Source organism: Pseudomonas sp. GM25, from assembly GCF_000282255.1.
GTDB lineage: Bacteria > Pseudomonadota > Gammaproteobacteria > Pseudomonadales > Pseudomonadaceae > Aquipseudomonas > Aquipseudomonas aphyarum.
Window position 1 is genome coordinate 1 of the sequence record NZ_AKJQ01000082.1, and the last position, 23,164, is coordinate 23,164.

The window sequence follows — 23,164 nt, forward strand, 5'->3', positions numbered from 1 at the left end:
TGGCGGCAATCGTCCCGCCGATCTGCCGCGCGGATATTTCTTGCAGCCGACGATCTTCACCGAAGTGCCCCTCGACAGTGCGCTGTGGTGTGAAGAGATCTTCGGCCCGGTGATCTGCGTGCGCAGTTTCGCTACGGAAGCCGAGGCGATTGCCCTGGCCAACGACAGTCAGTTCGGTCTGGTCGCCAGCGTCGTCACGCGCAATGCCGAGACCGCGGATCGGGTCGCCAACGCCTTGCAGGCGGGGCTGGTGTGGCTCAACGCGCCGCAGGTGATCTTCCCGCAGACGGCGTGGGGCGGCTACAAACAGAGCAGCATCGGCCGCGAATTGGGCCCGTGGGGCCTGGCGGCATTTCAGGAAATCAAGCACGTGATCCGCGCGCTCTGAATGCCCGAAAAAGGTCAGCGCATGCCTCGCAACGAGGCATGCGCCGGCGTCATGGCTCCAATGAGTTTTTATCGATAGTCAGGTGTTTTGCACGACCTCAGGATGAACCCGCAGACCACGCTCAAGCCCTTTGAAACCGGGCGCTTGAGCGGTTCCGGTCAGGCAGATGCAAGGGTTGCGATCAGTCTCATACTTACAAGAATAATGGGAGTCCTAAATGGGCGAGCACGATCTGAACAGGCGTCAATTCATCAAAACCGTCGGCGTGGCCTCGGTGGCTGCGGCGGCCATGAGCATGCCCTTCATCCGGGCCAGTGCCAGCGACACCCGCTTTGCCGGCAAGACCCTGCGCCTGTTGACCTGGTCCGATGACACGGGCCTGGCCGCGCTGCGCAATATCGCCGCAACGTTCGAAGCCAAGACTGGCGCCAAAGTGATTGCCGACCGCACCGGCAGCACCTCGGAAATGGTCGCCAAACTCAAGGCCGGCGGTGACCGTCCGCAGTACGACATCATCACTCTGGCTGGCGTTGGCGCCGAAGGTCTGGCCGCTGCCGGGCTGCTGGAAAAACCCGATCTCAACCGCATTCCCAATCTGGTCGACGTTCCGGAAAAATACCGCACCGGGGCCAATGGCCACGGCATCGGCTACCTGCTGTGGTGCAACAGTCTGGTCTACAGCACTCGTACCCAGAGCACCGCGCCGGACAGCTACGCCGCGCTGTGGGACGGCGATCTGGCGCCGAACATTTTCCTGCCGCCGCCGAACTGGACCGAGGCGATGGACCTGATCATCATCGCCGCGAAACTGGCCGGTGGCGACGAACACAACATCGAACCGGGCTTCAAGAAACTCGCCGAGCTGAAAGACCGCGTGGTGACTCTGGGCGAAAACCCCAACCAGATTGCCGAACTGTTCCGCACCGGCTCCCTGGACATGGGCGGCCTCTATGCCCCGGCGTTTTTCCCCAAGCAGATCCGCGATCCGAACTATGGCCTCGGTGCCACGTTCGGCATGAAGGAAGGTTTCTACACCGACCTGATGCTTTCGGTAATGCCGAAGAATCGTCCGGGCGACAGCGACCTGGCCTACGCCTTCATCGACCACTCTCTCGACCCGCTGGTGCAGGGCAAGATGGCCGAAGACATCTTCAACGGCCCGGTCAACGCCAAGGCGATCATCTCCGCCGAAGCGCGCAAGAGCCCGTTCATCCTCACGCCGGAGCAGATCGCGGAGAAGGCGATCATGCACGACAACGCCTTCCTGGCGACCGTGCATGACCAGTGGATTCGTCGCTACACGGAAATCTTTTCTTCCTGACGCCGACCTTCCGGGGCACCGCATGATCGGGGTGCCCGGGAGATTCGTTCTCCATTGACGAGATCATTGCTATGGAACATCAATCCCTGACCCAACCGGTCGGCGCGGGTGACGTGCGCCCGGCGCGCGGTGTTTCGCCGACGGCGCGGGCGTGGTTTTTCCTCACGCCGTCGATGCTGTTTCTCGGCGTGCTGATTGCCGCCAGCCTGCTGGTGCTGCGCATGAGTGTCGGCACCAAGGGCGCGGAGTGGTCCGGTTTCAGCCTGGCCAGTTACGCGCAGTTGCTCGAACCCTACTACCTCAAATCGTTGCTGCTGACCTTGCGTCTGGCGCTGATCAGTGCGGTGATTGCGGTGGTCTTGGCGATCCCGGTGGCGTACACCATGTCGCGTCTGACCTCGCCATTCGTGCGGCGGATTTTCCTTGCGGCGGTGCTGTTGCCACTGCTGGTCAACCTGCTGCTGCAAAGCTACGGCTGGCTGGTGATCCTGGGCCCCGGCGGCATGCTCAACCAGACCCTGATGGGCCTCGGTCTGATCAAGCGTCCGATCATGTTGCTGTACAACCAGAACGGTGTGCTGATGGGCCTGGTGCAGACCGCGTTTCCGCTCGCCGTACTGCCGATTGCCAGCGCCATGCGTGGTGTCGCCCGCAGCTACGAAGAAGCTGCCGCCACCCTCGGTGCCAGTCGTTTTCAGGTGTTCCGTCAGGTGGTGTTGCCAATGAGTCTGCCGGGGATCATCACCGGCGCGACGCTGGTGTTCGCCTACAACGCCAGCAGCTTCGTGGTGCCGCTGTTGCTCGGTGGCCGTCGCGTGCCGATGCTCGCGGTGATGGTGCATGACCAGATCGCCCCGCTGATGAACTGGCCCGCCGCGTCCGCCGCCGGTGTGGTGCTGATCGTCACCACGCTGGCGATCATGACCTTGTCCGAATACATCACCGGCCGCCGTCGCCGTCTGCTGGAGGCTTCGCAATGAGTGCCCTGATCAAGAAGCGTCAGTCGCTGTTGCCGGGCGATACCGGCAAGTTCGCCGGCATCCTGTCCGGGATCATTTTGTTCCTGGCCGTGTTGCCGATCCTGACCATGATCGTGATGTCGTTCAGCGGTGCGTCGAACCTCGACTTCCCGCCGAGCAGCTACAGCCTGCAGTGGTACAAGGCGGCGTGGCACACCTTCGTTTCGCCCGATGCCAGTGATGTGCTGAGCCTCGGCCAGGCCATGGGCACCAGTTTGCTGGTGTCGTGCCTGACGATGATTTTCGCCACGCTGATCGCGGTGCCGGCGGCTTACGCGCTGACCCGTTGCGAGTTCCGTGGCAAGGGCGTGGCGCTGCAATTGATGTCGCTGCCGCTGGTGTTTCCGATGGTGGTGCTGGGGCTGGCCTTGTTGCTGGTGTTCGACAGCCTGCCGTTCCACATGACGACCTCGCGGCTGGTGATCGCCCACGTGATTCTGGCGCTGCCGTTCGTGGTGAAGAACTGCACGGCGGCCATGCTTTCCATCGGCAGTGAAGTCGAAGAGGCCGCGCAGATGCTCGGCGCTTCGCCGTTGCGCGCCATCGTCGATGTGGTGGTGCCGCTGATGAAATCGGGGATTCTGGCGGGGATGCTGCTGGCGTTCATCGTCTCGTTCAACGAATTCACCGTGACCTATTTCCTCTACACCATCGACGTCATGACCGTGCCGATCTGGATGTACAGCCGCACCGTGTCATCGCTCGACCCTACCGTGTTCTCGTTTGCCGTGCTGATCGTGCTGATCGACTTCGTCCTGATCTGGGCGCTGGAGAAGCTGGTCGGCGAGGGCGGCGTGTCCTTTTGATTTCTTGAGGTGATTTTTATGTCTGGTCTGATTCTGGAAAACGTCGAGAAACACTACGGCTCGGCTTGCGCGGTAAAAGACGTCAACCTGCATTTGCCCGAGGGCAAACTGGTGTGCTTCCTCGGCCCGTCGGGTTGCGGCAAGACCACGTTGCTGCGAATGATCGCCGGGCTGGAAACCCTCACCGGCGGCGAAATCCGCCTGGACGGCGAGGACATCGGCCACACCCCGGCGCACCTGCGCAACTTTGGCATGGTGTTTCAGTCGCTGGCGCTGTTCCCGCACATGACCGTGGGCGAGAACATCGCCTATCCGCTGAAACTGCGCGGTGTGAGCAAGGCCGATCAACAGGCGCGGGTGGTGGAGTTGCTGGAACTGATCCAGCTGCAACCGATGATTGATCGTCCGGTGGCGAAACTTTCTGGCGGCCAGCGTCAGCGAGTGGCTATTGCCCGGGCGATTGCCTCGCATCCGAAAATCCTTCTGCTCGACGAACCGCTGTCGGCGCTGGACGCCAAGTTGCGCGAGTCGATGCAGGTGGAAATCCGTCAACTGCAACAACGCCTGAACATCACCACGATCATGGTGACCCACGATCAGCGCGAGGCCATGACTATGGCCGATATTGTGGTGGTGCTGGGTGAGCATCGGGTGCAGCAGGTGGGGACGCCGATTGAAATCTATCGGCATCCGGCCAACGAGTTTGTCGCGGACTTTATCGGCTCCGGCAACATCTTCCCGGCCACCGCGCTGGGCGATGGCAAGGTCGTGCTGCCCGGTGGCGATGCACTGCAAGTGCCGATCTGCAGCAGCATCGTGGTCGGGCAGAAAGTGAAGATGCTGATTCGTCCCGAAGACCTGCAACTGTCGGCGCCGCAGGCTACGGCGGGCAATCGCCTTCTGGGCAAGGTGACGTTCGTGCGCGACATCGGCGCGACGATCGAGACTACGGTGGAATGTTCCGGGGTAACCTTCACGGCGCTGAGCACGCCGTGTCAGGGCTTCGGTCTGGGGATCGGGCATCCGGTGTCGGTGACGTTGCCGAGTGAGGCGTGTCGGGTGCTCGGCGCTTGATCAGACACTCAATCGCAGGCGCGCCAGGTCCCGCAACGGCGGCGCGCCAAACAACCGGCTGTACTCACGACTGAACTGCGACGGACTTTCATACCCCACCCGATACCCCGCCGCCGAAGCTTCCAGCCCCTCAGCCAACATCAAACGCCGCGCCTCTTGCAGGCGCAGTTGCTTCTGATACTGCAATGGACTCATCGCCGTCATCGCCTTGAAACGGTGATGCAAGGTCGAGACGCTGAGGTTCACTTCCTTCGCCAGATCATCGATGCGCAGCGGCTGTTCGAAGTTGCCGTTGAGCCATTTGATCGCCTGGCTGATGCGGTGGCTCTGGCTGTTGGCGATGGCGATTTCGTACAGCCGATGGCCCTGCGGACTGCGCAGCAGGCGATAGAGAATCTCCCGGCGGATCAGCGGCGCGAGCATGGCGATGTCTTTCGGTGCGTCGAGCAGGCGGGCCAGACGCAGCACCGCATCGAGCATGGCGCTGTCGATTTTCTCCACATACAAACCGCGCCCGGTCGGCCGGGTCGGTACACCCATCGGGCCGGCATCGGCGATCAGCGCGGTGATTTCCGCCGGATCGATGTCCAGGCGCACGGCGAGGATCGGCTCCTCCGGTGAGACATTCACCACCCGACCGCTCAACGGCATCGAAACCGATACCACCAGATAATTCAGCGGGTCGTAATTGAAGAATTCGTCCGCCAGCCGTACCTCTTTGCGACCTTGGGCCATGATGCACAGCGCCGGTTGCGCAAGCACCGGGGCGAAGTCATGGGACTGGGTGTGGCGCGACATGACCAGCGAGCCGACGGCAGTGGCATAACTGCCATCTTCGGACGTGTTGCGGCGAATGATGGCCGCCAGTTCCGCGCGCTGCTTTTCCATGTCGGCATCGGGCGGCGTCTGAAAACGATCGAATGACGTCATGCACAGCCTCCTCGGCAAGGGATGGAATGGGAGCAGAGCATAAGTTTGTGCAAGCGCAAGCGGTAGACACATCCTGCGAAATGCTTGCCTGATCCTGCATGGCGTTGCGTGCCTGCCCAGACATGACAGGGCGAGCCCTGTAAAACTTGCTCGAAACCGGTGTGACAGGACGGTGACAGCAATTCACGACTTGTTACAGGTCTGCACGACAGTCTCGCAGGATTGTGCAACGCGACGGCAGGAATCGACTAACGGCGAACGGGGAGCGGCCCTTAACCTTGAATCCTGTCGCAGCCCGTCCCCGGCTGCCACGCGACTCCCTGGGAGGGTTGAACATGTCCAAGCAGATTCCCGTCAGTCATATGGCCTTCGTTCGAGCGCGCGCCGGGCGTTCGGCGGAACTCGGCATGCGCCTGAGCGCCCTGATCGAACCGTCCCGTGCCGCCCCCGGTTGCCTGAGCTTCGCCTTGCAGCATTCGCAGTGTGATCCGGAGTTGTGGCTGGTCTCCGGTTTCTGGAACAACCAGCAATCGATGACCGCGTATTTCAGCAGCCCGTCGATGGAAATCTTTGCCGAGCTGGTGCAGGAGCTGGTGGTCAACAGCCTGGATTTCCACACGTTCAAGGAAGTCTCGGCCGCACAGGCCGTAGGGCAATGCACGGCGCCGATACACAAACTCGCCGGTTGAATGTTTAATGTCGGGCTTATCCGACTGAGCCAGGACCTGCGATATGGCACGTAAAGAGTTCGAACACTTCGAAGCGGTTTCCGCTGTAGTCCCCGTCGAGTTGGGCGGCAACAAGGGTTATCACGCGGCAATCGCCGTCAAGGCCCTGGTCGACGGCGGCGCACCGCGCTTTCACAAACTGCTGAACGATCAGGTTTTCCCCGGCGCCATCGCCGCCGATGAAGCCGCGATCAATGAACTGGACAAGCTCAAGGGCGTCACCGACGACGCCGAGCTGATCTGGTAAGCGCTTACTTCGTCGCCCCCGGGCGCCACATCTTGAACAACGCCTCCGGCCCCAGCTGGAAATAGTCCGCCGGCCCGCCGCCCCGCAGTATCGGTTCGGCGGCGGCGGTGTCGTAGATTCCGTCCTTCAACAGCCACTTGGCGATATGCACGGCGACCACTTCGCCAAGCACCAGCCAGCTCGGCACGGTCTCGCCGTCGGCGCGTTGCAACTGAATGATCTGGGTGACCTTGCATTCGAAGGACACCGGGCTTTCGGCCACGCGCGGCACGCCAATTACCTTCGACGCCACCGGCGTCAGCCCCGCGAGCTCGAACTCGTTGACCTCCGGCCCGACCATCGCGCAGCTCTGGTTCATCTGCTCGGCCAGCGGGCGGGTGGCGAGGTTCCAGACGAATTCGCCGGTCTGCTCGATGTTGTTCAGGCTGTCTTTGCGACCGACGCTGGAGAACCCGATGATCGGCGGAATGTAGTTGAACGCGTTGAAAAAGCTGTAGGGCGCCAGGTTCAGCCGGCCTTCGGCATCCTGCGAAGAAATCCAGCCGATGGGACGCGGGCCGACGATGGCGTTGAACGGATCGTGGGGCAGACCGTGGCCGTTGGCCGGTTCGTAGAAATGGATGTCATCGGGCATGGAGGGTGTTCCTGAAGGCTTTCGGAAAGGGCTCATATTGCTGGGGCATTCCCATTATTTCCAGCCAAATGCGGAACCCTGTGGGAGCGGGCTTGCCCCGGGCGGCGTTCCGACGAAGGCGTCGGTTCAGTCGATGAAATTATTGGCTGTGCCGGCCTCTTCGCGGGCAAGCCCGCTCCCACAGGGTTTTGTGGAGGTCGTGAGATTTTTGTTTTCAGAAATGAACAAGCCCGGCACTGGCCGGGCTTTGGTGTCTGCATTCTGCTAATCAGCTGATGGCTGCAGCAGTACCGGTTTTATCGAAACCGTCAGCAGCGATGGCAGCGGCGGTGCCGGTCTTGTCGAAACCGTCGGCTGCGATAGCCGCAGCAGTGCCGGTCTTGTCAAAACCATCCGCAGCAACGGCTTTGCCGACGTTGGTCTTGTCGAAACCGTCAGCCGCGTAGGTGCCGGTGTGGCTGGTTTCGATCGCAGCGCTGGCGCCGGAAATGAAGTCGGCGGATTTGGTTTTGTCCGAACCGTCGGCGGCGAAAGTGTTAGCGGCCAGTACGGACAGGGTCAGGGCGAGGATCAGTTTGGTTTTCATGGTCGTTCTCCAGATTCGAAATTCGTTGGCGATGTGTTTCGCATGGGGTTCATGCTACGCCAATTAAATTGATTAAAAAGCGCAAAATAATGCTAAAAACAATCGATTAAATTGATATTAAGGGCGACGCATTCAATTCGCTTTCGTCGTCGGAGCGAGCGTCGCGCAGTTAATCGATCAGGTAGGTGCAGGATGCGGCAGGGGCATTAACCGGTGATTAATCGCCGTTTTTTGCGTGTGTGACAGATTTTTCATGGATTCCCGACCGGTTTTTCACCCGCGCAACGCCAGTCTGCCCACGGCCATAAAGCCAAAAACCGGCCGTCACACACTGGAGCGTTGCCCGCGATGAACAAACTTCCTCAAATCACCCTGGCCTTCTGGGTCATGAAAATCTGCGCGACGACCCTGGGGGAAACCGCGGGGGATTTGTTGTCGATGACCCTTAACGTCGGCTACGCCATCAGCTCGCTGATCCTGATCAGCGTGTTTGTCCTGACGTTGATTGCGCAGTTGATGTCCAGGACTTACAAGCCGTTGCTGTACTGGATCGTGATCCTGTCGACCAGCACCGCCGGCACCACCATGTCCGACTTCATGGACCGCACGCTGGAACTGGGTTACGCCACCGGTTCCATGATCCTGATCGCGATCCTGCTGGCGATCTTCGCGGCATGGCGCCTGAGCGGCGATTCGCTCAACGTGACCAAGGTGCAGAGCTTTCGCGGCGAGATGTTCTACTGGATGGCAATCCTGTTCTCCAACACCCTGGGCACCGCGCTCGGCGATTACCTGGCGGACGACTCGGGCCTGGGCTTTGCCGGTGGCGCGCTGCTGATCGGCTCGGCGATTGGCGTGGTCGTGCTGCTCAAGTACTTCACGAAGATTTCGTCGGTGGCGCTGTTCTGGGTGGCGTTCGTGCTGACCCGACCGTTTGGCGCGACCTTGGGCGACTTGATGACCAAGTCTCATGAGAAGGGCGGACTGGATTTCGGCACCGTCGGTTCGTCGGCGGTACTGGCGGGGATTCTACTGGTGATGATCGTCGGGGCGTCGTATGCGCAGAAGCGCTATGGCAGCAAACAGGGCGTTGCCGAGTTGTCCTGATACCGAGGTGACTTCAATCGCGAGCAAGCTCGCTCCCACAGGGTCAGTTGTACGCCGATCCAATGTGGGAGCGAGCTTGCTCGCGATGGGGCCAGAACAGCCACCATTGCAGTGGCTGAATAAACCCGATCAGTCAGTGACGATACGCGAGTGTTTCTGCGTGTCTTTCATGGTGATGTACACCAGCAGGGACACCGCGATGCAAGCGGTCACGTACCAGTAGTAACCGGTTTCCATGCCGATGCTCTTGAACCACAGCGCGATGTATTCGGCGGTGCCGCCGAAGATCGACACGGTCAGTGCGTACGGCAGGCCGACGCCCAGGGCGCGGATTTCGGTCGGGAACAGCTCGGCCTTCACCACGGCGTTGATCGAGGTGTAGCCGCTGACGATGATCAGCGCCGCCATGATCAGGAAGAACGCGCCCCACCAGGTCTGGATGGTGTGCAGGGTCATCAGGATCGGCACGGTGAAGATCGTTCCGAGCACGCCGAAGGCGATCAGGATCGGGCGACGACCGATTTTATCGGACAGGCCGCCGATGATCGGTTGCAGGCACATGAACAGGAACAGCGTGGCGGCGGAAATGGTGGTGGAGTCGGAGATGCTCATGCCGACGGTGTTCACCAGGTATTTCTGCATGTAGGTGGTGTAGGTGTAGAACGCCAGCGTACCGCCCATGGTCAGGCCGACCACGGTCAGCAGTTCCTTCGGATGACGAAGCAAGGTGCGCATGGCGCTTTCCTTGGACTTCTCTTTCTTGGTGAACGACTCGGTTTCTTCCATGCCGCGACGCAGGTACAGCGCCACGATTGCGCACAGTGCGCCGATGGCGAACGGAATACGCCAGCCCCACGCGTACAGCTCTTCGGTGGTCAGGAACTGTTGCAGCACGATCAGTACGCCCAGCGCGATGAGCTGGCCGGAAATCAGGGTCACGTACTGGAAGCTGGAGAAGAAGCCGCGACGCTCCTTGGTCGCCATCTCCGACAGGTAGGTCGCCGAGGTGCCGTATTCGCCACCGACCGACAGGCCTTGCAGCAGGCGGGCGAACACCAGCAGGATCGGCGCGCCGACACCGATGGTTTCATAACCCGGGCTCAGGGCGATGATCAGCGAGCCGAAGCACATCAGGTAAACCGAGGCCATCAGGGCTTTTTTGCGTCCGACCTTGTCGGCGTACAGGCCCATCAGCCAGCCACCGATCGGGCGCATCAGGAAGCCGACGGCGAAGATCGCGGCGGTGTTGAGCAGTTGGGCGGTGGTGTCGCCTTTGGGGAAGAAGGCTTTGGCGAAGTACAGCGAGAAGGCGGCATAGACGTACCAGTCGTACCACTCGACCATGTTGCCGACGGAACCGCTGAAGATCGACTTGATGCGACTGGCGGTGGTTCGTTCTTTAGCCGGCACGGCAGCCGACCCAAGAGGCAGGGCGTTGGAGTTATCCATTGAAGGATCCTTCGTTTAATTGTTTTTGTGGAGCGCGTTGAAACGCAGCCTGCGAGGGCTATAGCAGGAGCTGTGCCAACGGGGGGAGGGCCGGTTTAGAGGGGCTGGAGAGATGGGTTGAGCGGGATTTTGCCGATGATTCGGAATGAATGAGCGGATTTCCGCTCATTCAGGTACAAACATTTCCCGGGTCAAACCATGCCGCTGCATCTTTTCATTAAACGTACGACGCGGCAGTTGCAGCTCCTCAAGCACGGCTTTCACATCCCCCTTGTGCCGTGTCAAAGCAGCCCGCAAACACTGCGCCTCAAACGCTTCCTGCTGCGCCGCCAGCGACTGCCCCGGATCAATCCCCTGCACCGGTTCATCCAGCCCCAGCACCTGCCGCTCGGCAACGTTCGCCAACTCCCGCACATTGCCCGGCCAGTCATGACTCAGCAGATGGCTCAACTGCGCGCCACTAAGTGGCGGGAAGGTCCGGCCCAAACGCTGGGCGGCGCTCTGGGCGAAGGATTCGAACAACAGCGGAATGTCTTCCCGACGATCACGCAGCGGCGGCAGGCGCAATTCGGCGACGTTCAGGCGATACGCCAGGTCTTCACGAAAACGCCCGGCCCGCGCTTCATCCAGCAAATCGGGTTTGGTCGCCGCGACGATCCGCAAGTCCACCCGAATGCTCTGGTTCGACCCCAGCCGCTCAAGCTTCTGCTCCTGCAACACCCGCAGCAGTTTCACCTGCTGGGCCAGCGGCATGCTTTCGATTTCATCGAGAAACAGCGTGCCGCCATCGGCGTATTCCAGCTTGCCGATGCGCTTGCCGGAGGCCCCGGTGAACGCGCCGCTCTCATGCCCGAACAACTCGGCTTCGAACAACTGCTCGGGGATCGCCGCGCAGTTCAGCGCGACAAAGGGCTTGTCGGCGCGCGGACCGAAGTCGTGCAGGCAGCGGGCGACCAGTTCCTTGCCGCTGCCGGTCTCGCCACGGATCAGCACGTTGACCGGCAATGTTGCGAGGTCCAGCACCTGCCGGCGCAAGGTCTGCAAGCCACGGGATACACCGAGCAGCGTTGCATCCAGTCTGGCGCGGTTGTCGGCCTGTTCGTGCAGGGCGCGGTTTTCCAGCACCAGCCGACGCTTTTCCAGCGCCCGGCGCAGGCTGCCGAGCAGCGTCTCGGGGCTGAAGGGTTTTTCCAGAAAGTCGTAGGCGCCGTCGCGCATCGCTTCGACCGCCATCGGCACATCGCCGTGGCCGGTCAGCAGAATCACCGGCAGGTCGGCATCCCGGCGCTGCACTTCGGCCAGCAGTTCAAGACCGCTGAGGCCGGGCATGCGCACGTCGCTGACAATCACCCCGGCAAAATGCGCGGGCAACGCCGCCAGGCATTCCTCGGTGCGGCTGAACAGCTGCACCTCGAACCCGGACAGGCTCAGCCATTGTTCGACGGCACTGCGAATGCTGCTTTCGTCATCGACCACCATCACCGAATTGAGCATCAGATGTGCGCCTCCAGATCGATCGGCAAGGTCAGGCTGAACACCGCGCCGTTGTCACCATTCTCGGCGCACAGGCGCCCGCCGGATTCATGGACGATGGCAAAGGAAACCGCCAGCCCCAGACCCAGCCCGTCACCCACAGGTTTGGTAGTGAAGAACGGATCGAACACCTGACCCAGATGTTCGTCGGCGATGCCGCCACCGTTGTCGATGACGCTCAGGCGCCACAGTTGCTCGTCGGCTTCCAGGCGGATTTCCAGACGTTTGCACGGTTTGCCCTGCATCGCATCGAGGGCGTTGCGCAGCAGATTGATCAACACCTGCTCCAGGCGGATCGCATCGCCGCGCACCCACGCCGGACGGGTCAGGTGCAGCACCAGACTGACCTGTTCATCGCGCAGACGCGCATCAAGCAATTGCAGGGCCTGGTCGACCACCGTCGCCAGATCCAGCCGTTCGCGCAAACCGCTGGGGCTCTTGCGGGCGAAGGTTTTCAGGTGGCCGGTGAGGGCGGCCATGCGCGTGAGCATTTCATCCACCGGTTTGAGCGCCTTGTAGGCGTCATCGACCCGGCCATGATCGAGCAGCAGACGCAGGGTCGCCAGTTGCATGCGCTGGGCGGTCAGTGGCTGATTGATTTCGTGGGCCAGCGCGGCGGACATCTGCCCCAGTGCCGCCAGTTTTGCCGACTGCACCAGACCGTCCTGGGCGGTGCGCAAATCCCGGGTGCGTTCCTCGACCAGTTGCTCAAGCTCTTCGCGGCTGCGCTGGCGCATTTTCGCCAGGCGCCAGCGCTGATTGAGGAACAGCAGCAGGAACACCAGCGCCAGCCATACCCCGGCAGCAGCGAGCCCGGCATTGCGCTGATCCTCGAAGGAGACCTGCGGGTGCCGCAGCAGGTGCAGCGTCCAGCCTTCGGCGCTCAACGGCAGCGATTCCCACAGGTAATCCGCCGTGCCTTGCGGGCCTTCGACGCGGCGCAAATCACTGTTATCGTCGAAGCTGCGCAGCGCCAGATGCGTCAGCGGCACCAGCGACTGCTTGTCGTATTGGCGGGTGGCCTTGATCTCGCGGTAATCGGCCGGGCTCAGCGGGTGCAGCAGGCGATAGCGCCAGCCGGGCTGGTTGGCGATGAAGATGATGCCGCGCGCATCGCTGACCAGCAGGGTGTCATTGCCCTGGCTCCATTCGCGCTCGAGTTCGGGGAATTCGAGCTTGACCACCATCGCCCCGAGAAACTCGCCGTTGTCGCCGAGCACCGCGCTGGACAGGAAGTAACCGGGAATCCCGCTGGTCACGCCGACCGCGTAGAAACGCCCGGTGCCCTGGGTGCGGGTCTGACTGAAATAGGGGCGAAAGCCATAGTTGTGGCCGACGTAACTGCTGGGCAGACGCCAGTTGCTGGCCGCCACCGCGAGGCCGGTGTGGTCGAGCAGTTCAAGGGTCGAGGACTGCGCCGCGCCGTTGATTTTTTCCAGCTTCAGATTCAGCGCCGCCTGCTGTTTGGCATCGACCGGGCCGGCCAGCGCCGCACGCAATTGCGGGTCCAGCGCCAGCACGGCGGGCAGGGCGCGATAGCGGTCGATCAGGGTATGCAGCGAGTTGGCGTACAGCGCCAGCTGTTGATTGGCCCGCGCGGCGTCTTCTTCCAGCGCCTGGCGCTCGGCGTGGCGGATCGCAAGCGTTGCAGCAAGGGCGGCACCGGCGATGATCAGCAGGGTATACAACGACAGACGCAGGGTACGGGAAGTCGGCAGCATGCTGGGGCAAACGGATGGCAGGACGGGCGGGCACCATAGCATGTCGCCGGGTGCTGGCAGTGCTATCACACTATAAAATCCGTGTGTTCACGCGGCTGCCTTCTGGCTGGCCCGGTGGTCTCGAAGCGTGTTTGCCAGACCGCGCAGCATGTCAGTGATTCGCCCCCGATGATTGACGACATCTTCGGTGTGAGATGGTGCACGCTGGCGTTCATGACTTGACCCGTTTTGCAGGTTTTGCAGGTGTCGGTTTTTTCGCGGGCCTGGCGGGTGACGGCTCTTGTGTGTCGTTGTAGTCGTAGCTGAGCGTGAGCCATGGATGCAAGCGCTCCAAGGCCGTATGGCCCAGCGCATTGATCGTTTTGATCAGTCGGCCCTGGGCGTCGTAGTACATTTGATCGTGATGGCCGTGTTCACGCATTGCGCGGTCATTGATGCAGCGATGGGTATTGAGAAAATACGAGCGATAGGCCCGGATCGTCTCGCCCTTATGGTTGTATTCGACACGTCCCATGACACGCCAGCGACGCGCGGCGGGCATTTCGATCGGCTTGCAGTCGGCGCCGGTCTTGAGGCCATCCTCGGGCGTGGCGACAAGGGCATCGCCCGGCGGCACGAGCTGTTTGCTTTGCAACTCGCGGCCAAAACCGTCGAAGTAACGGATGTTCATCTGAATCTGTTGCTGCGGGTCGGTGTGGTAGCGGTCGGCAATCAGGTTGACGCTGTTTACCGGCTGCCTGAGGGCGGTCTGGATGATCTTGAGCAGGGTTTGTTCGCTGGCAGTGCGTTTCTTTTGCTGATTCAGCCAGCGCAGGGCCGATGCGCGTATGTGGCCGTCGGGCAGGATCAGGCCGTTGGCGATCCATTGCTTTCTTTTGAGCCGCGCCGTTTTGACCGGTAGCAATGGCATCCAGCTGAACAGATTGGTGCGCACCACGCCGGCAGCGGATGCCAGCACGGTTTTCGGGTTGGCGAGGGCAAACTCGACGCTCAGATCAGACTGAGGTGGATAAACGGACAGTTCTTCGAAACCGGCGCGCACGCCCTCCTCGGTACCATGAAAGCTGAAGGCAATCGGTCGACCGCCCGCTTCGTACCGCACTTCGTGAATGTTGTCGTTGTGATCCGTGACACGCTGCACCTGCAAGGTGTGCATGTCGTAGGTCATTGCCGTGACGCAGCCGTCCGGCAGGGTGATGGCAGTGGTCAGCAGATGGTTTGCGTCCCTGGTGATGTGGGTTGCGCCATGGCTCGCGGTCTGCTGAACATCGGTGACGTGGTGGAAACCGCTGGGGTCGGAGTAGGTGAAGAAGCCGCTCTGTGCCGACCACAGGTTTTTCAGAAGATCTTCATCCGTGTCTGGCGGCAAAAACAGGTTCATGGGCTTGTAGCCGATTTTTGTCAGCTCGTCCCGAATGACAATCGGGACGTCGACGTAAGCTGCCAATGCCTTTTTGTCGAACACAGCCCGCTCGGTCGGTCCCTGGCGCGGTGGGTACTTGATCTTGCCGTCCATCTCCAGATAATTCTGCTGCGAGAGCGAAATCAGTTCGCGTTCCGATGTCCACTCTGCGCAGCCCTCATACTCTTTGAAGTTTTCGAAACTGACGTCCGCCGATTGCAGCCCGTCCGGCAGCGCTCCCTTGGGCAGCCTTAGCGCATTGCTGCGCTGGCGCCAGGGCAAACCGAGCAGCCAGTGGCCGTCAGTGATCAGGTGAATCGGCTCGGCAAGGGTTTCCGTCAGATAGAAGCACCGCTGTTGCTCATCGTGACTGTCCAGCCAGGCGAGCCGTTGATCCTTTTGAGCGAAGGGCGGTTCGTCGGTTTCAGTGCGGCGGCGCGCGCAGGCGACCGCGAAGCCGTGAGTCGGATGACCGAACACGTCCCATGCCAGACCGACCGCGTGCAGACAGCGGGGATCATCCATGAAGCGTTCGTATTGCTGGCTGCGGCTTTCCAGTTCCAGCACCAGCAGGCTGGACGGGGTTTCGTCGACCACCCGAACCAGATAACGGAATTCGCTCAGGGAAAACAGGCGAGCGGGAGCGGGGTCGTCCGCCTGACAGACTTCAATGCGAAGCAGACGACCGGCCAGGGCGTAGGCGACTTCGGGATCGTCGCTCTTGCGCCGTTTGCGAATTCGTTCTCTACCGCGTCTGGCGTCGAGCGTAGAAGTGACGGTGGGCCCCAAGTGCGTGATTTCATCGTCGAGTTCGCTGATACCTTTCAAAACCGGATCGACACTATTGCCGGTATGAATCCATTGAGTGGTGCGCATCGGGGCTGTATGGCCACTTTCGGCCTTGTCCGGTTCCAGTTCGCTGTCGATCTGACAGACTCGGCCGAAGCCGCGGAATTCGCGTTCGCGACCGTCGTAATAACCCTCGAAATACTCATGGAACTGCATCAGGTAATTGCCGGTGATTTCATCTTCCTGACGCAGCCAATGGAGCACCATCTGCGGAAACGGCAAATGGCACACCGGCTTCCTGCGTGCCACCAATTCCTGGCGTTTTTCATCCAGCCAGAATTGCGCACTGCTGCGATATTGCAACGACGCGTTGTAACCCATGTTGTTGTTGCATCCAGTGAGCAGGTATGGCCGCGCGTCGACCAGGTTATACACATAGTGTCGAGGTGACATGTGCGGAACGGTCAGCAGCAGGCTGGCGCAGCCAATGCCCCTGAGATCAGCAAAGGTCACCTGGCAGAGGTTGTCGTAGCGTACGCCTCTGGGCCATGGAATTCGGACGGGTTCCGATGCCAGGGAGTTGCCACCGTGGTTCAACCAGATTTCGAAGAAGTCCGAATACAGGTAAATGAGAGCCGGAGCACCGGAACCGTCTACGTCGGCGATGCGCACTCGGTCGGGATCGAACTCGCCATATTTGAACGGCAAGTCGCTCATCTTGAAACCCTCGCCAAACCGGCCATGCCCGAGGCTGATCCAGCAGCGGATTTCATCATGGCGGATCCGGCACAGTTCCATACCGCTGGCGCCCATACCGCTGAAAGACACCAGTTCGTTACCGGCTTCACTAAACAGCGGCAATCGGTCCGGGGTATGGGGTACATCCTTGCCGGGAGCAAAGCCTGTTTCCCTCAAATTCGCGTACACCCGCACGCTGTTCGGTCCGATCAGCGCCAGGGAGTTCAGACCGTCACCGCTCAAGTCACCCAATTGGGCCAAATAATGGAAGAACTCCACGGGAAACTGCTTGAACGATTTGAACAGCGACCAGGTGCCATCCGGATTGAGCGTGTAATACCCGCTGCCGTCGGGCTGCGCGACGAGCCAGTCCAGGCGTCCGTCGCCGGTGAGGTCCATGAGGATTTGCACCACCGGTTTGTTGCTGTCGGCGTTGGGGATCAACGGCAGCAAGGTCCACGGGCCGTACATGATTTCGTCAGTGCCGGGTGTGCCGCGCAGAGGCTCACGGTAATACCAGGCGTTGTCGTGCTGGCAAAGAAAACCAGGCAGGCCTTCTCCGTAAAGGTCGACGCAATGATAGGGCTTGCCGTCGTTGAGGCCCGGCATATGGTCGAGTGCCAGAAACGCCTGGGGAAAGGGGTTGAGCTTGAGCGGCTCATAGCAGTACTCAAGCGGCGGTAGGTGTTTGACGTGCCCCTCTGCGTCGTAACTCATGTAATGCGCGGCTTTGAGGTGGCTGTATTGAGGCAGCGTGGGTTCGTGCTCCAGCAACAGACGTTCGACCAATACCGGGTCGGGGCCGATGTGGTTGAACAGCAGAAACTGCTGGCACAGGCGCCGGGTGCCAATCTCGAAACCGAAGCGATGATTGCGAAACGGATCGCTGCGCAGCAGCCATTTGTTCTCGTTCGGGGCTGAATAGGGGGGAACAGCCTCGCGCCGGGTGACGCGCTCCCCGTAGTCGACTATCAGACGGAACAGCCAGTCCAGCAGTTCTGGCTGCGAATGATCAAGGCAATACAGATCGGTGCTGGCGGTCTTGTTGCAATAACAGACCTGCCGCAGATAGCGCTGGGCCTGATAGTCAAAGCGATCGTCGGTGACCTTGTCATCGGCCTTGTACTCGTAAAAGATGTTTTCCCCCACCGCGTTCCTGGTTTCCACCAGCAGCCACGCGGCGATATGGCTCGGCTCTGCCGGGTCGTAGATGCACGATCCCTGGTTATTGCCATAGCAATGTTGTGAGCCGTCCGCGCGGGAAACGATCCAGTAGGGGGCGCCGTCTGCAGGTGTCCAGAGTTCGTAGCGGTCGAACGTGCTTTCCAGGCGAGGGATGTAACGCACCACCGAAAACTTTCGGGCGCTCTTGCCTTTACCCCGAGTGCGTCGGGTTACCTTGATCTTGCCGCGGGTCGTCAGCTCGGGTCGCAGGTCGGTGCCGTCAGCCTGCATGACGTCGTCGGGTGCGTATTTCGGAACGCCCTTGCTGGTCTTGCGGGAGATGACCGGCAGCGGTAAATCCCAGCCGAGGCCGCACTTGCCGTTGCCCGCGTTGCCGTCATAGACCAGTTGCAGGTCAGGATTGAGCGACCGCGCAGCGATGATCGGCAACGTCAGCGTGTAAGATCGCTGCCCGGTCGCACCGATTTCCCCCCAACTGCGTCCATTGGTGGCAATGGACGCAGTTTTGGCAATGGAGGGCGGGGTGACGAGCGCATCTGCATCTGGAACCATGGCGACGCAACCAGTGAATGCCGAGATTGCACGCTAACAGAGCATTATTCTTTCGACACCTGTCAGATCTGACAGGTGCCCGCGCCGGCATTTTATGGCAGACGAAAAAAAGGCCGGGCGGTCATTGCTGACCGCCCGGCCTTTTTACTAACAGACGAAGCGCTTACTGCACTTCAACCGCCAGGCTTTCGCTGATCTTCTGTTGCCAGATCGCAGGACCGGTGATGTGGACCGATTCACCTTTGCTGTCCACCGCAACGGTGACCGGCATGTCCTTGACCTCGAACTCGTAGATCGCTTCCATGCCCAGCTCGGCAAACGCCAGGACCTTGGACTTCTTGATCGCTTGCGCCACCAGGTAAGCGGCACCGCCGACGGCCATCAGGTACACGGCCTTGTTGTCCTTGATCGCGTCGATGGCGGTAGGGCCACGCTCGGATTTGCCGATCATGCCCAACAGGCCGGTCTGCTCGAGGATCTGACGGGTGAACTTGTCCATCCGCGTGGCGGTGGTCGGGCCCGCCGGGCCAACCACTTCGTCACCGACCGGATCAACCGGGCCGACGTAGTAGATGAAGCGACCTTTCAGATCAACCGGCAGGGTTTCGCCCTTGTTCAGCATCTCGACCATGCGCTTGTGCGCAGCGTCGCGACCGGTGAGCATCTTGCCGTTGAGCAGGACGGTTTCGCCCGGCTTCCAGCTCTGCACGTCTTCCGGGGTCAGGGTGTCGAGGTTGACGCGACGGGCCGACGGGCCGGCTTCCCAGACGATTTCCGGGTAGGCGTCCAGCGGTGGCGCCTCCAGCGAAGCCGGGCCGGAACCGTCGAGCACGAAGTGCGCGTGACGGGTGGCGGCGCAGTTCGGGATCATGCACACCGGCAAGGAGGCGGCGTGAGTCGGGTAATCCATGATCTTCACGTCGAGCACGGTGGTCAGGCCACCGAGGCCCTGGGCGCCGATGCCCAGCTGGTTGACCTTCTCGAACAGCTCCAGACGCATTTCTTCGATGCGGTTCTGCGGGCCACGGGCCTTGAGCTCGTGAATGTCGATGGACTCCATCAACACTTCCTTGGCCATCACAGCGGCTTTCTCGGCGGTGCCGCCGATGCCGATGCCCAGCATGCCCGGTGGGCACCAGCCGGCGCCCATGGTCGGAACGGTCTTGAGTACCCAGTCGACGATCGAGTCGGACGGGTTGAGCATGGCCATTTTCGACTTGTTCTCGGAACCGCCGCCCTTGGCCGCCACGTCCACTTCCACGGTGTTACCCGGAACGATGGAGTAGTGGATGACCGCCGGGGTGTTGTCCTTGGTGTTCTTACGCGCACCGGCCGGGTCGGCCAGGATGGAAGCACGCAGGACGTTTTCCGGCAGGTTGTAGGCGCGGCGCACGCCTTCGTTGATCATGTCGTCCAGGCTCATGGTCGCGCCATCCCAACGCACGTCCATGCCCACACGCACGAACACGGTCACGATGCCGGTGTCCTGGCAGATCGGCCGGTGGCCGGTGGCGCACATGCGCGAGTTGATCAGGATCTGCGCCATCGAGTCACGGGCCGCTGGCGATTCTTCGCGCAGGTAGGCTTCGTGCATCGCCTGGATGAAATCCACGGGGTGGTAGTAGGAAATGAACTGCAGGGCGTCGGCAACGCTCTGAATCAGGTCGTCTTGCTTGATCACGGTCATGAGTCGCGCTCCTCTAAAAGACGGGAACATTCAATAAGGTGCCTGCGGCTTGGGTGCATCGGTCGGTCGCAGACACCTTTCAAGGCACGCCGGGGCTGCTGGCGCGACGCTAAAAAGGCGCGGCAGTATACCGCGCCTCGGTGGCGGGCACATCTGCCGGGAGTCATTCGTTGGTCGCATGGCTGCAGGTTTTTGACGCCAAATACCCGGCCCGAAAATCAATGGTCATTTATCGCCTGCGCCACTAAAGTGGCAGCCGGTCTGTAGAGTAGGACACTCGGTCAGCCTCTTATCGCACGGTGAGTCAACGATTGACCCATAACGCCATTCAACGTCTTTTGCTCAAACGCTTCGCCCTCGCTGCAGCCACCTATGGATTGGCCTTGCTGCTGCTGTGGCTGGCGTATTTCACCGGACACTACAACGACTCGCTGGCCGGCGTTGCCATCGGCAGCGCGCTGGTGGTGATCAGTCAGGCGGCCCTGTTCGCTGTGTTCTTTTCCGGCTGCAACCTGCGCTTCTCCGACCCGAGCCTGACCGAAGTCCAGGTGCTGCTGGGCCTCGGCTGGCAGACGTGGCTGATCGCCCATCTGGACGAAGCCCGGGGCGAGTTCCTGGTCTTTTATGTGCTGATCCTGCTGTTCGGTCTGTTCCACCTTTCGCGCCGGGCGTTCGTGCGCTGCGCGATGCTGGTGTTCTTCAGCTTCTGCGCTATCACCTTGTGGGACGGCTATCACTTCGAGTTACCCGACCCTGCGCTGGCCGCGTTGCAGGTGTGCATCCTGCTGATCGTGCTGGTATGGCTGGTGATTTACGCCCGCTTCGTCCAGACCTCACGCCAGCGTATGCGTCAGCGCCGGTTTGCCTTGCAGGCGCATCAGGACACCCTGCGCGGGATGATGCGCCAGCTCGAAGACCTGGTGGCCACCGATGAACTGACCGGGCTGTTCAATCGCCGGCATTTCCTGCGCCTGGCCACCCGCGAGCTGAATGCGATGGAGGCCGACGTGGTGCACGGTCTGGCGCTGATCGATCTCGACCACTTCAAACGCATCAACGATATTCACGGCCACGCCGCCGGCGATCAGGTGCTGCAAGCCTTTGCCGGGGTGGCCGGGGCCTGTCTGCGCGACGGCGACGTGCTGGCGCGTTATGGTGGTGAAGAATTCGTGGTGCTGCTGCCCGATTGCAACGCCGAGCGCCTGACCGCTTGCTGCGAACGGCTGCGCATCGCCTTCACCGACGTTGAACTGGTGGGCCTGAATGTGAAAAACCTGAGCCTGTCCGCCGGCATGACCCTGCTGGAACTGGGCGATGATCTGGACGACGCCTTGCAGCGTGCCGATCAGGCGCTGTACCGGGCCAAACGCGACGGGCGCAATCGTTGCGCAGCCGCGTGGGAGAACGTCGATGCCTGAACTGCGGGTCGGTGAACGACAGTGGTCGGTGGCACCTGGCAGCAACCTGCTCGATGCCCTCAATCAGAACGGTGTGGCGGTGCCTTACAGCTGCCGCGCCGGCAGTTGCCATGCGTGTCTGGTGCAATGCGTGCAGGGCTTGCCCGCCGACAGTCGCCCCGATGCCTTGAGCGCCGAGCAGCGTGATCAGGGTTGGCGGCTGGCCTGTCAGTGTCAGGTGATCGAAGACTTGCAGGTACACGCCTTCGATCCCGTCACCGATGGGCGCCCGGCCACGGTCGAAGCGCTGGACTGGCTCGGCGATAGTGTGTTGCGTCTGCGCCTGACACCTCAGCGGCCGTTGCGCTACAGCGCCGGCCAGCATCTGGTGCTGTGGGCCGGCCACATTGCGCGGCCGTATTCGCTGGCGAGCCTGCCGGAAGAAGACCGCTTTCTTGAATTCCACCTCGATTGCCGCCAGCCCGGCGAATTCAGCGATGCTGCACGACGCTTGCAGATGGGCGACCCGATCCGCCTCGGCGAACTGCGCGGCGGCGCGCTGCATTACGACCCGGACTGGCACGACCGGCCGCTGTGGCTGCTGGCCGCCGGCACCGGGCTCGGCCCGTTGTTCGGTGTGTTGCGCGAAGCCTTGCGTCACGATCATCGGGGCGCCATTCGCGTCATTCATCTGGCCCATGATGCCGACGGGCATTACCTGGCCAAACCCCTTGAAGCATTGGCCGCGCAGCGGGAAAACCTCAGCGTCGAAAGGTGGACGGCGGCCGAGTTGCCGGGCGCTTTGGCGCAACTGCGCCTTGTCTCCCGACAAACCCTGGCTTTAGTCTGCGGTTCGACTGCCAGCGTCGACGCGTTTGCCAAGCGTCTGTTCCTGGCCGGACTGCCGCGCAATCAACTGCTGGCCGATGTCTTCCTGAGCCGTGGTTGAGCGCTGAATTCTCAGACGCGAGACACACCATGCCCGAAGCCATCCTGCTGCACCGCGAACGCGGTTTGCTGACCCTGCGCCTCAATCGCCCGGACAAGAAAAACGCCCTGACCCGCGCCATGTACAGCCAATTGGCCGAGGCGCTCAAGCAGGCGAATCACGACCCCGAAATCAACGCCGTGCTGATCACCGGCAGCGCCGAGTGCTTCACCGCCGGCAACGACATCGCCGACTTCATCCAGCAACCGCCGAGCGACCTCGACAGCCCGGTGTTTCACTTCATGCTCGAACTGCTCGAATGCCGCAAACCGGTGATCGCCGCGGTGGCCGGGGCGGCGGTGGGGATTGGCACGACATTGTTGCTGCATTGCGATCTGGTGTACGTGGCGCGGGATGCGCGGTTGCGCATGCCGTTCGTCAATCTCGGGTTGTGCCCGGAATTCGGTTCCAGCCTGATCCTGCCGCGTCTGCTCGGGCAGGCCAAAGCGTCGGAATTGTTGCTGCTGGGTGAAGGTTTTACCGGTGAGCAGGCGGCGCAATGGGGTATCGCGACCGAGGCGCTGAGCAGTGGCGAAGCCGCGTTGGCCAAGGCGCGGGAGATGGCGCTACGGTTTGATGAACTGCCGGCTGAGGCGGTGCGGATCAGCAAGCAATTGATGCGGGCGCCGGATCGCGAGTTGATTCGCAAGGTGATCGAGGAGGAGGGCGCGTTGTTTACCCAGCGGTTGCGGTCGCCGGAGGCGCTTGCTGCATTGACCGGGTTCATCAAACGGCATTGAGATATCCGCCGACCGCCGACCGCCGACCGCCGACCGCACTCCGCGCACTGATCGTTCCCACGCTCTGCGTGGGAATGCCTCAATGGACGCTCTGCGTCCGCTTCGGCATGGGACGCGGAGCGTCCCGGGCTGCATTCCCACGC

Annotated in this window: 19 protein-coding genes; 11 read left to right on the top strand and 8 right to left on the bottom strand. The window is 61.5% G+C overall.

The window, feature by feature from the left end:
• The 5 genes from PMI24_RS27900 to PMI24_RS27920 form a co-directional block, all read left to right on the top strand.
• The coding region (locus PMI24_RS27900; RefSeq protein WP_007960160.1) for an aldehyde dehydrogenase family protein at nt 1-388 on the top strand (388 nt) is incomplete at its 5' end.
• A 217-nt stretch (nt 389-605) separates the two neighbouring features.
• Nucleotides 606-1,709: an extracellular solute-binding protein gene (locus PMI24_RS27905; RefSeq protein ID WP_007960161.1), complete on the top strand. Its 1,104-nt coding sequence runs from the start codon at nt 606-608 to the stop codon at nt 1,707-1,709.
• Nucleotides 1,710-1,780: 71 nt separating this feature from the next.
• A complete protein-coding gene (locus PMI24_RS27910; protein ID WP_007960163.1) occupies nt 1,781-2,689 on the top strand; it encodes an ABC transporter permease in 909 nt (302 codons plus the stop codon).
• Nucleotides 2,686-3,534: an ABC transporter permease gene (locus tag PMI24_RS27915; RefSeq protein WP_007960165.1), complete on the top strand. Its 849-nt coding sequence runs from the start codon at nt 2,686-2,688 to the stop codon at nt 3,532-3,534. The genes PMI24_RS27910 and PMI24_RS27915 overlap by 4 nt, the downstream gene beginning before the upstream one ends.
• A gap of 18 nt (nt 3,535-3,552) precedes the next feature.
• Nucleotides 3,553-4,608 (top strand): ABC transporter ATP-binding protein, encoded by a 1,056-nt coding sequence (locus PMI24_RS27920; protein ID WP_007960168.1) that lies wholly within the window; start codon nt 3,553-3,555, stop codon nt 4,606-4,608.
• On the opposite strand, the gene PMI24_RS27925 is transcribed toward PMI24_RS27920, so the two are convergent.
• A complete protein-coding gene (locus PMI24_RS27925) occupies nt 4,609-5,538 on the bottom strand; it encodes an AraC family transcriptional regulator (RefSeq protein ID WP_007960170.1) in 930 nt (309 codons plus the stop codon). It lies immediately after the preceding gene.
• A 335-nt stretch (nt 5,539-5,873) separates the two neighbouring features.
• Here PMI24_RS27925 and PMI24_RS27930 point away from each other — a divergent pair, with 335 nt between their 5' ends.
• Together PMI24_RS27930 and PMI24_RS27935 are read left to right on the top strand one after the other, a co-directional pair.
• Nucleotides 5,874-6,227, top strand: coding sequence for a putative quinol monooxygenase (locus tag PMI24_RS27930; protein WP_007960171.1), 354 nt, complete (start codon nt 5,874-5,876; stop codon nt 6,225-6,227).
• A gap of 43 nt (nt 6,228-6,270) precedes the next feature.
• Nucleotides 6,271-6,513 carry a hypothetical protein gene (locus tag PMI24_RS27935; RefSeq protein ID WP_007960172.1) on the top strand — a complete coding sequence of 81 codons (243 nt, stop codon included), beginning with the start codon at nt 6,271-6,273 and terminating at the stop codon, nt 6,511-6,513.
• A 4-nt stretch (nt 6,514-6,517) separates the two neighbouring features.
• On the opposite strand, the gene PMI24_RS27940 is transcribed toward PMI24_RS27935, so the two are convergent.
• On the bottom strand, nt 6,518-7,147 hold the full coding sequence (locus tag PMI24_RS27940; RefSeq protein WP_007960173.1) for a flavin reductase family protein: 630 nt from the start codon (nt 7,145-7,147) through the stop codon (nt 6,518-6,520).
• 268 nt (nt 7,148-7,415) lie between these two features.
• Nucleotides 7,416-7,733, bottom strand: coding sequence for a hypothetical protein (locus tag PMI24_RS27950; RefSeq protein ID WP_007960174.1), 318 nt, complete (start codon nt 7,731-7,733; stop codon nt 7,416-7,418).
• A 348-nt stretch (nt 7,734-8,081) separates the two neighbouring features.
• Here PMI24_RS27950 and PMI24_RS27955 point away from each other — a divergent pair, with 348 nt between their 5' ends.
• Nucleotides 8,082-8,840, top strand: coding sequence for a COG4705 family protein (locus PMI24_RS27955; RefSeq protein ID WP_007960176.1), 759 nt, complete (start codon nt 8,082-8,084; stop codon nt 8,838-8,840).
• Between the two features lie 129 nt (nt 8,841-8,969).
• On the opposite strand, the gene PMI24_RS27960 is transcribed toward PMI24_RS27955, so the two are convergent.
• The 5 genes from PMI24_RS27960 to PMI24_RS27980 all read right to left on the bottom strand — a co-directional run bounded on the left by PMI24_RS27960 (nt 8,970) and on the right by PMI24_RS27980 (nt 19,896).
• Entirely contained in the window at nt 8,970-10,289 is a 1,320-nt protein-coding gene (locus tag PMI24_RS27960; RefSeq protein WP_007960177.1) for an MFS transporter, read from the bottom strand.
• A 165-nt stretch (nt 10,290-10,454) separates the two neighbouring features.
• The gene (locus tag PMI24_RS27965; RefSeq protein WP_007960178.1) at nt 10,455-11,783 is read right to left on the bottom strand and encodes a sigma-54-dependent transcriptional regulator; all 1,329 of its coding nucleotides are present in this window, start codon (nt 11,781-11,783) and stop codon (nt 10,455-10,457) included.
• On the bottom strand, nt 11,783-13,543 hold the full coding sequence (locus tag PMI24_RS27970; RefSeq protein ID WP_007960179.1) for a sensor histidine kinase: 1,761 nt from the start codon (nt 13,541-13,543) through the stop codon (nt 11,783-11,785). Before PMI24_RS27970 ends, PMI24_RS27965 begins: the two co-directional genes overlap by 1 nt.
• Nucleotides 13,544-13,754: 211 nt before the next feature.
• On the bottom strand, nt 13,755-18,209 hold the full coding sequence (locus tag PMI24_RS27975; RefSeq protein WP_007960180.1) for a SpvB/TcaC N-terminal domain-containing protein: 4,455 nt from the start codon (nt 18,207-18,209) through the stop codon (nt 13,755-13,757).
• A gap of 163 nt (nt 18,210-18,372) precedes the next feature.
• Complete coding sequence (locus PMI24_RS27980; RefSeq protein WP_007960181.1) at nt 18,373-19,896, bottom strand: fumarate hydratase; 1,524 nt, start codon at nt 19,894-19,896, stop codon at nt 18,373-18,375.
• Between the two features lie 311 nt (nt 19,897-20,207).
• Here PMI24_RS27980 and PMI24_RS27985 point away from each other — a divergent pair, with 311 nt between their 5' ends.
• The 3 genes from PMI24_RS27985 to PMI24_RS27995 are packed head-to-tail and all read left to right on the top strand — an operon-like array spanning nt 20,208 to nt 23,021.
• Entirely contained in the window at nt 20,208-21,314 is a 1,107-nt protein-coding gene (locus PMI24_RS27985; RefSeq protein WP_007960182.1) for a GGDEF domain-containing protein, read from the top strand.
• Nucleotides 21,307-22,242 carry an iron-sulfur-binding ferredoxin reductase gene (locus tag PMI24_RS27990; RefSeq protein ID WP_007960183.1) on the top strand — a complete coding sequence of 312 codons (936 nt, stop codon included), beginning with the start codon at nt 21,307-21,309 and terminating at the stop codon, nt 22,240-22,242. Before PMI24_RS27985 ends, PMI24_RS27990 begins: the two co-directional genes overlap by 8 nt.
• 29 nt (nt 22,243-22,271) lie before the next feature.
• Nucleotides 22,272-23,021: an enoyl-CoA hydratase-related protein gene (locus tag PMI24_RS27995; protein ID WP_007960185.1), complete on the top strand. Its 750-nt coding sequence runs from the start codon at nt 22,272-22,274 to the stop codon at nt 23,019-23,021.
• The last annotated feature ends 143 nt before the right edge of the window (nt 23,022-23,164 follow it).

Coding starts and splice junctions, on each gene's coding strand:
- PMI24_RS27925 (WP_007960170.1), bottom strand. CDS start 5,538: ATGACGTCATTCGATCGTTTTCAGACGCCGCCCGATGCCGACATGGAA.
- PMI24_RS27960 (WP_007960177.1), bottom strand. CDS start 10,289: ATGGATAACTCCAACGCCCTGCCTCTTGGGTCGGCTGCCGTGCCGGCT.
- PMI24_RS27950 (WP_007960174.1), bottom strand. CDS start 7,733: ATGAAAACCAAACTGATCCTCGCCCTGACCCTGTCCGTACTGGCCGCT.
- PMI24_RS27940 (WP_007960173.1), bottom strand. CDS start 7,147: ATGCCCGATGACATCCATTTCTACGAACCGGCCAACGGCCACGGTCTG.
- PMI24_RS27975 (WP_007960180.1), bottom strand. CDS start 18,209: ATGGTTCCAGATGCAGATGCGCTCGTCACCCCGCCCTCCATTGCCAAA.
- PMI24_RS27980 (WP_007960181.1), bottom strand. CDS start 19,896: ATGACCGTGATCAAGCAAGACGACCTGATTCAGAGCGTTGCCGACGCC.
- PMI24_RS27990 (WP_007960183.1), top strand. CDS start 21,307: ATGCCTGAACTGCGGGTCGGTGAACGACAGTGGTCGGTGGCACCTGGC.
- PMI24_RS27920 (WP_007960168.1), top strand. CDS start 3,553: ATGTCTGGTCTGATTCTGGAAAACGTCGAGAAACACTACGGCTCGGCT.
- PMI24_RS27995 (WP_007960185.1), top strand. CDS start 22,272: ATGCCCGAAGCCATCCTGCTGCACCGCGAACGCGGTTTGCTGACCCTG.
- PMI24_RS27930 (WP_007960171.1), top strand. CDS start 5,874: ATGTCCAAGCAGATTCCCGTCAGTCATATGGCCTTCGTTCGAGCGCGC.
- PMI24_RS27955 (WP_007960176.1), top strand. CDS start 8,082: ATGAACAAACTTCCTCAAATCACCCTGGCCTTCTGGGTCATGAAAATC.
- PMI24_RS27935 (WP_007960172.1), top strand. CDS start 6,271: ATGGCACGTAAAGAGTTCGAACACTTCGAAGCGGTTTCCGCTGTAGTC.
- PMI24_RS27905 (WP_007960161.1), top strand. CDS start 606: ATGGGCGAGCACGATCTGAACAGGCGTCAATTCATCAAAACCGTCGGC.
- PMI24_RS27915 (WP_007960165.1), top strand. CDS start 2,686: ATGAGTGCCCTGATCAAGAAGCGTCAGTCGCTGTTGCCGGGCGATACC.
- PMI24_RS27910 (WP_007960163.1), top strand. CDS start 1,781: ATGGAACATCAATCCCTGACCCAACCGGTCGGCGCGGGTGACGTGCGC.
- PMI24_RS27965 (WP_007960178.1), bottom strand. CDS start 11,783: ATGCTCAATTCGGTGATGGTGGTCGATGACGAAAGCAGCATTCGCAGT.
- PMI24_RS27970 (WP_007960179.1), bottom strand. CDS start 13,543: ATGCTGCCGACTTCCCGTACCCTGCGTCTGTCGTTGTATACCCTGCTG.